Below are 8,041 nucleotides of genomic sequence, written 5' to 3' on the forward strand. Positions count from 1 at the left end.
AAACCCATCTCAAAGGGGAAAACCCATCTCAAAGGGGAAAACCCATCTCAAAGGGGAAAACCCATCTCAAAGGGGAAAACCCATCTCAAAGGGGAACTAAAAAACTTTGAAAGCGTTTAACAGTGAAGAAGTCCCTAGGCTGACAAATTGGAGTCCGCTCTGTCAACCTGTCATTTGGAAAATAATTGATGAATCCCCTTGTTTTTATCCTCTTATTAGTTTCATGTACGGATGATTTTAACAGTTGCTATTCGAACAATACAATGGTTAAAACTTACCCAACAGCTCAAGCTTGTGAACAAGCCATGATACCGTCCACAAAAAAGTTTGCACTTTATGGACAACAAATTTTTGCTCAATGTATAAACGTACAACCCAGTTTACATCAACAAGAAGTAAACTTGATCTGGTCTGTAACAAACCGTGGAAATTTTCTTCTTAAAAGCCAAAACGTAAAGGACAAGCTGTCTACAGTCCACAAAGAAGATATTTTACCAACATCGCTTCCTCTTTTGCGTTCTTCTTCCACAAACCTCTTGCACAAAAAACTTTAAAAGCATAAACCCATCAGATCTCAAAAAAATAATCAATGGAAGACATGATGGATAATAAGCGAATGCACCCTTCAAAAGACCATCACACAGAGCAAAATTCTCCGCCTCAAGATCTCCCTTTAGACCCTGCCGTAGAACGAGTGAGAAAAAAACTTATGGGTTTAATGATTATTTCCGTTTTAATAACGCTTTTCCTTATTCTAACCGTACTGTTTTTAATTGTTTATAAAGTGATAAAAACCGGATCAGCGCCAAAACAAACAGAGCTATCTTCCTCTCTCAGCAAAAACCCACACGTTGTCCATCATACGCTCTCTCTACCGGAAAAAACACAGATTTTGTCGCAAAGCCTCTCAGAACACAATATTGTACTGAAAGTTTTAACCCCTGATGGACAAACAAAATTTATGATTTACAATTATCATACCGGTGCACTTGTCTCCATTCTTTCTGTTGAAACAACAAAAGAGAGAGCGAAGATAATGCCTCATTAAGAAAACTAACATCAATAAGCGCTGACATAGCATTCTGAAGGTTTAAACATTTTCTGCAAGCCGGCATTATCACACGCTTTACCAACTCGTGGATGTTGCCCACAATCCTTGGCCCTAGAGAGAGTTCATAAGAGCCATTTTTATTCCTTCTTATACAAATTTATCCACACGGGCTCTCCCCGTTTGCAACGTGCAAGCGAATGGTTTTTGTTGATCCAACATGGAACAAATTTGGAAATGAGAGAATTCTAGGGGTTTAGGGGCCCTCACCTAACATTCAAAACAATGAATTATTATTATAAATTAATGTGATAAGTCTTAAATATCCACCACACGGGCGACGGCGCGTTTTTTACTGTATCCCCTCACTTAAATCTTGGAAAAGAAGAAACCTTTCTGTCAACGCATTCCCATTTTAAGAAAATGACATCACTTGGGAAAAGCTAATAAACGTGCAAGAAATACCTCTTCTTGAGTGCAAAAATTCAACATATTAATTTATAGTGATGATTTATTTTGCATGTCAAATGAGAACCTCAAATACTGTAAGATTCTCCCTTTCAAATCTGTTCGTAAAAAACTGAATCAAAATCATTTCCTCACATATCCCAGCAAGGAAATGGATGAATAAAATACCTCTTATGAATGATCAGGTATCAAAAGAAGAACTGTTGCAACATTGAAAATTAAAGCAATAACGCCCAGTTTACATCTTTTATTAAGCAAAGATAACCGATGGATTTCACATGATAGAATTCATGAACACCAGTGCGAAATGGGCATGAATACATTGAATATACGTGTGAATTAAATAAAACAACGACATTGCGTTCTTCATAAAAGAACTGCCTCTTAAAATACACGGATGTGGTTTTCTCTGTATTCCCTCACTTAAATCCCAGCAAAGAGGCAATCTTTTCTGTCAACAGCCTTCGTTAAGTCTCAATACAGCCCCGTGAACATTCAAGGAAAGCGCAAGAAGCTTCTTGAGCATATTATAATTTACTATCATGATACCAATAACATCACCACAAGCGCTTATACAGCACCCCCTTCAGGTTTAAACATTTCCCTCTGCTTCAAGATTGACCACTTGAGCGACGACGCATCTTCCCCTGTATCCCCTTACTTAAATCTCAGCAAAGAGGCAATCTTTTCTGTCAACAGCCTTCGTTAAGTCTCAATACAGCCCCGTGAAAACTCAAGGAAAGCGCAAGAAGCTTCTTGAGCATATTATAATTTATTATCATGATACCAATAACATCACCACACAAGCGCGCTTACACAGCACCCTTCAGGTTTAAACATTTTCCTCTGCCTCAAGATTGACCACTCGGCGACGGCGTGGTTTTCTCTGTATCCCCTCACCTAATCCAGGCAAAGAAGAATCCTCTTTTGTTGCTGTTTTTGTTGCTGTTGATGCATCTCCATTGCTAGAGCTTTCTGCTGTTGTAAGTGAAAGCTCAAGAGATGATTCATCTTGAGTCCGTACAGTACGTCGACGAGGAGAACGACGTATTTTTTTGACAGGTTCAACATTTTTCTCAGAGAGGCAGTGCTCTTGATCTGTTTTTTCATCCGATAGAGCCTCTAAAGCGTTTTCACGCGCATCCCCATTTTGCGCTTTATCATATTGGCCATTGCCATTTTTTTGCGACGACATTTGTAATACATCTGTATCACCCTCGACAGCATCCTTTTTTTCACCATCAAGATTTATTTCACCGCATTCTTGCCCATTGTTTTCATCACGATTTTCGTTTTCATCACCACGATTTTCATCACGCCGAACCGATTGAGACATTTGCCCAGCTGCTGCTAAAATAATACGCAAATAGTGCTCGGCATGTTGTAAATAATTTTCCGACATAACACGATCACCTGCACCTTGTGCATCACGCGCAAGGCTTATGTATTTATCGGCAATTTGCTGAGCATTCCCGCGAATTTTAACATCCGGACCGCTACTTTCATAATTGCGAGACAACGGATTAGGACCGCGACGATTATTATTGTTATTACCATTATTGTTATTATTGCGACCGCGTACCCGTCTATTTTGTTGTGGCCTCATCTTTATCCCTTTTTGGAGTGTTTGTCTTATGTGTGTCTTAATTGACGCTTCCTCATTACATTATCTTTTGATAATGCTGATCATGTTTAACATACGATTATCAAGCTATCCGCGTTTATTTCACTCAAACGAACCCTACTGATATTGATAAAAGCATATATTTTCTTGAAAATCACAAAACAGCAGGGAAATCGTAAATCAAAAATTCCCTTTTTCTCTGTCAAACAGCAGAAACCTAATGATGTTCACGTAAAATGCCAAGTGTTTTTTTTAAAATAAACCATATTTCACTAAAAAAAATAATTATCTTGTGGAAAACAAAAAGGAAAACACACATATAACACACCCGACAAAGAAAAAATTCCTGCCAGAGAATAGTAGAAGCTTCCTTTTTTGCTCTAAAACCACCGCTCCTAAAAACGCCGATATTCTCTACCCCCTCGTGCATTTAACTCACAAGCACTTCCATCCCAACGAGTCACTGCGCGAACCTCTTTATTTTATAAATATAGCCTCTCTTCATCGCTAAAGCAACCCCTTGCGAGCGATAATCCACGATCGCCTCACAAAACCTCTTAACTTTTATAGATAGATTAACACGAAGTATTATTCAAGCCCTATAATCACCAAGAGATCAATCTTCTTTCCCAAACAAGTCAATGATACTATCAATTTTTATTTTAACCCATAGAGTTTTTAAGTTAATCACAGTTTTTATTTATAACAAATTGAGCTTAAAAACAAAATATTTAAATACAAAAAAATATCAAATTATGAAAAAAACGACCAATATGTCACACTTTTTTAAAAATCAGCTTCTTCTCAAAAAAATACCCTCCTCAAAGCCTATCAATAAGAATGGCCTAACGTATTTCCTTACTTATCTTTTCTGATAAAGAAAACTAGAATTATAAAACAAGCACATTTTTAAACCCAGCACAGCGCTTTACGCATGAAGAAGCCGTAAATGTTTATAAAAGGAATGTTTTTTACTCATTTTTGTCATGTCTATTGACTTACACCCTCAAAGAATGAAGGTTCTCAAATCACACTGGTCTGTTAACAATGAAAATACTTATAAAATTCATACACTAAATTGATTTGTAATGATAATTCATATTTTTTGTGTTGAGTAAGAAAATTAATACCGTAGGATTTTTCATCCTCAATCTGTTTGCTGTTGAATCAATCTCTTTTTCTTGCATGTTACACGTAGGAAAACCTGCGTGGAGTAAAAACAATAAAAAAGACTAAAAGTGCCTCTTATGAACCCTCTCTAAGGCTAAGGGGCTGTCGAGAGGCACCATTGGGAGCGAGCAAAGTGTGAGATAGTACCGGCTTATTCTTTGTTTAAACCATAAAGATGAACTTGCTTTATAAATTTTATACATTTCATGATGGTTTTACCATTATACCATTCACCAAAACCATTACGAAATGGATTTCCCACACTCGTTATTTCCCTTAAAAAAGCGCAACAAATCCTCCTGAAACTCCACCACGCCCCCTTAAACATTTCAAGGAGGCCATCCATACCTTATGTCGCCACACCTTAAATAAGAAGTGCGATATAACAAGATAAATAAATCAAGCTGCTATTGGTCATGAGGCAGATAGTCATTTAAGAGGCTTTTATCTTTTTATCAAAATTCGCATCCTTTTAACTTTCCATATAAAAACTTAAAAGTAATTGCGCCTTTTGCCTGTTTTATTTTCTCTTTCATTCAGAAAACAGTCTCGTAAGAGAAAATAATTTCCATCCCCAGGACGGACCCTCGTCAAACATTGTTTTTTAGCACTATCAGAAAGCTTATCCCACATTTCACGAATAGCAAAATAGGCCTCACTTTCCAAATTAAGACAATGCTGATAAACCTCTCTTTTCATATCGGGCATAACGGAGGCAGAAATTTCCTTGCAATATACGCGTAGATCAAAAACAGGAATAACCAATTCAACGGGTGCTTGTTGTGTTACTTTTTTATGAGAAGAAAAATAACTAACCACCTTTGCAACAACAAAACACAAAAACACTATACAAAAAAGTATTATGCAAACAAAAGCAATCTTGCGATATAATCTTTTGAAATAAGCCTTTTGTCTTGCTCGGATTCTTTTTTCCATAAAGATTGTACCCTTTAATATCCCAAGAGAAGCTTTTACAGCAAAAAATGATAGAAGTATCTGTGTACACAATACAGGTTATAGCCGCAAACGATCAAGACTCTTATGTCAAAAGACTCTCTTTTTTACCGTATAATTCTTATCGTATATAATTCTTATGAAACACTTTTCTCATGCCCTTTATGAAAAAATAGGGCTGATGATTTTCTCTCACCACTTTTAAAGACGAAGATTCTTCATCCATGCGGATCTATAAACAATTCGTCTTTGTTAAGACACATCATATTGATTTATAAAGAATATTTATTGTTTTACATGTTGAATGAGAAACCCGAACACCATAGGATTCTCTCATCCGAAGTTTGTTTTCTATTGAAACAATCAAAACCATGTTGCTTACAAGTTACAAGCGGAGCTAGCATGTGGATTAAAAACTGTATAAGAAAGGCATATGGCTCTTATGAAGCATCTCACGAACCAAGGCTGTCGTAAATATTGGGAGCTAGAAAATACAATAATGGTGCGGGCTTGCCTCTACATAAGCGTAAAGATGGGAGTGCTCAATGGATTTACCGTTATTCACCACACAAACACTTCATATATAAAATCTTATACGCCTTCTATTACCGCCCCCTCAAAAAGCAGTCGCTAAAACAAGATAAGAGATTATAGATGTAAAACTCCTAACAAAAAAGAATGGACTTTCTAATCGAGATCAACAAACACTGTTAAAGACACATTTGCATTTTTGACCATGCTGGCATGTATGATAATGGCCCTTCAAATGCGCCACCATTTTATGCTTCACCTCATATCATTCTCCGTCAAACAATCACAAAGATTCTTTAACTATTCAACGCCCCCCAACCAAAGCAAAGAAACCAACCCCAGACGCCTGCATTTTTATTTGAATCTTCCCTATTGGGATAAAACACACAAGAATTTAAAGATTTCACTGCAAAATGAAATCACAAAATACAATAATGAGAAAAATATCCAAAGCCATCTCAATAACAAATATATAGCGCCCCTGTTATTAGAAAGTAAAAAAAGCCGCACCATTTAAAGGCGCGGCTTATGAATAGAGATATAACTAAATAAAATACAAAAGAAATCAATAATAAATACTTATACACAAAACGTATAGTATTGCAAGCTTTTTAATTATATTTATAAAAATATCCAAAAAGAGTATAAATAATGATACATTCGTATTGAGGAGAGCTGTTTATAACAATACACTTTCTAAAATAAAAACGTATCAAATAAATCAAAATACTTTGTAGCTTTATCTCAATATAATCCATGAAAAAACACACATGATTTAAGTCCATAATTATAATAAGACCCGTTCTTTTACGCTTGTAAAAGCTGGTTTTTCTTAACTTACATTCACCACTTCAAAAGATGAAGATTCTTCACCCAATCTGATTTATCAACAGCCCAGATTGCAGTGGGGTCCATTTGGCTTTCTCACATGTGATTGATTTAAACTTAAAGCTCAACAAATAAGCCTGCCTTAAATATTTGCCACGCCCTTTAAAAAACACTTTTTGTATCATGGAAGCTCTTACAAAGAGACTTGCCTTATATCATCACACCTGAAAGGACAGTCTTTACAGCATAAACAGGATAAGACAAATCAACAACCGCTTGTACAATCTTGTCTGATAAGAAAACAAGTGAAACGTTAGCCTTCAAGCCTGCTCCAACAGTACAGCATTTCTCTTCTTTATAAGAAAAGACACAACGATACGCATGATTTTTTTATAGGCATTTTTCTGCTTTTGTCCTTTTGGCAATTAACATTTTCTTTTTATGGGATTTTTAACAAATTAAAATTGCGAGGAACTGCACTTTTTCTCTTTTAAAAAAGCGTAAAAACCGCAAATTATTTATAGAGTTAAAATCATCAAACGCTCTATCCAAAAGCTTTTTAAAATGATTGCAAGATTTTTTATCTTTTTAAAGCTTCTTTTGCCATGCGTTTCTATTTGGGCATAGCTCCTTACTCTGTAGGCTTTAAAAACTTACCCTTAGATTTCAATATGCGCCCTACTCTCCCCAACAACGCATGATCAACTTATCCAGCAACAACGCTTCTCTATCAATTTTTACCATTTTTTAACATCTCAAACAAAGTGCAATTTCAGGCTCCACCGAAGATATAAATCAGGTTTATCTGATCTATAGCTTCACCCCATACATATTGTTATGATCACTCTTTTCTATTTTTCCTTATCTAACAAAGAAGAAATCTCTCTAGAATGCTCAACACTGATGTTTTGAGTAACACTACTGTGTATTTCTAGCGGCTTATGTGCTGTAAATTTTGAAATAAAAGAGCTGTAGTCTATTTTTGGCGCCTCGTATATTGGAGAAAAAAATATGTCTCCAACGGACGATGATTCTGTTTTAATTTCTGGTGCGCTCACAAAACTGTTTGGTGTCGTTATTCCACCACTCACAACACTATTAATACTGTCTTGCTTCTCTTCTTTCTCATTTTTTTTCTGTTCGACATTGATAAGATCTAGAGCATTTAATTTTTTTTCTAAAGCATCCATGCGCTTTGCAATTTTTGTAATATCTTCATATGCTTTCTTCAACAATGCGTTTAAAGGAGCATGTCCCATTCTTCCGCTAGCATAAAGAACCACACGAATACATTCCGGATCATCAATATCAGAAATAGAAAATGGAAAAAGTGCCATTATATCCCCCTTTTTGATAAGCTAAACGCGTATTAAGGCATTTGCATCTCTTTTTTCGTTGTACGGCTCTTGCATTTCTCA

Annotated in this window: 5 protein-coding genes and 1 pseudogene; 3 read left to right on the forward strand and 3 right to left on the reverse strand. The window is 36.0% G+C overall.

Features of this window, described 5'->3' with window-relative positions; all coding sequences use genetic code 11:
• Positions 1-188: 188 nt before the first annotated feature.
• Together ACFINL_RS06185 and ACFINL_RS06190 are read left to right on the forward strand one after the other, a co-directional pair.
• The gene (locus tag ACFINL_RS06185) at positions 189-554 is read left to right on the forward strand and encodes a hypothetical protein (protein WP_375610682.1); all 366 of its coding nucleotides are present in this window, start codon (positions 189-191) and stop codon (positions 552-554) included.
• Between the two features lie 44 nt (positions 555-598).
• Entirely contained in the window at positions 599-1,048 is a 450-nt protein-coding gene (locus tag ACFINL_RS06190; RefSeq protein ID WP_375651058.1) for a hypothetical protein, read from the forward strand.
• A 1,300-nt stretch (positions 1,049-2,348) separates the two neighbouring features.
• Here the strand turns inward: ACFINL_RS06190 and ACFINL_RS06195 are convergent.
• Positions 2,349-3,122, reverse strand: coding sequence for a DUF4167 domain-containing protein (locus tag ACFINL_RS06195; protein ID WP_375611688.1), 774 nt, complete (start codon positions 3,120-3,122; stop codon positions 2,349-2,351).
• Positions 3,123-4,802: 1,680 nt separating this feature from the next.
• The gene (locus ACFINL_RS06200) at positions 4,803-5,246 is read right to left on the reverse strand and encodes a hypothetical protein (RefSeq protein WP_375610680.1); all 444 of its coding nucleotides are present in this window, start codon (positions 5,244-5,246) and stop codon (positions 4,803-4,805) included.
• A gap of 492 nt (positions 5,247-5,738) precedes the next feature.
• Between ACFINL_RS06200 and ACFINL_RS06205 the strand changes: the two are divergent.
• Positions 5,739-5,834 (forward strand): annotated as a pseudogene (locus ACFINL_RS06205) (DUF4102 domain-containing protein); the annotation flags it as partial.
• A gap of 1,640 nt (positions 5,835-7,474) precedes the next feature.
• Here the strand turns inward: ACFINL_RS06205 and ACFINL_RS06210 are convergent.
• A complete protein-coding gene (locus ACFINL_RS06210; RefSeq protein ID WP_375611687.1) occupies positions 7,475-7,960 on the reverse strand; it encodes a hypothetical protein in 486 nt (161 codons plus the stop codon).
• Between the last annotated feature and the right edge of the window lie 81 nt (positions 7,961-8,041).

The sequence above is a fragment of the Bartonella sp. AA78NXGY genome, assembly GCF_042197005.1.
Taxonomy (GTDB): domain Bacteria; phylum Pseudomonadota; class Alphaproteobacteria; order Rhizobiales; family Rhizobiaceae; genus Bartonella.

What these genes read in the sequence shown, in the direction of transcription:
- ACFINL_RS06185 (WP_375610682.1), top strand. Translation starts at nt 189, where the DNA reads ATGAATCCCCTTGTTTTTATCCTCTTATTAGTTTCATGTACGGATGAT.
- ACFINL_RS06190 (WP_375651058.1), top strand. Translation starts at nt 599, where the DNA reads ATGATGGATAATAAGCGAATGCACCCTTCAAAAGACCATCACACAGAG.
- ACFINL_RS06195 (WP_375611688.1), bottom strand. Translation starts at nt 3,122, where the DNA reads ATGAGGCCACAACAAAATAGACGGGTACGCGGTCGCAATAATAACAAT.
- ACFINL_RS06200 (WP_375610680.1), bottom strand. Translation starts at nt 5,246, where the DNA reads ATGGAAAAAAGAATCCGAGCAAGACAAAAGGCTTATTTCAAAAGATTA.
- ACFINL_RS06210 (WP_375611687.1), bottom strand. Translation starts at nt 7,960, where the DNA reads ATGGCACTTTTTCCATTTTCTATTTCTGATATTGATGATCCGGAATGT.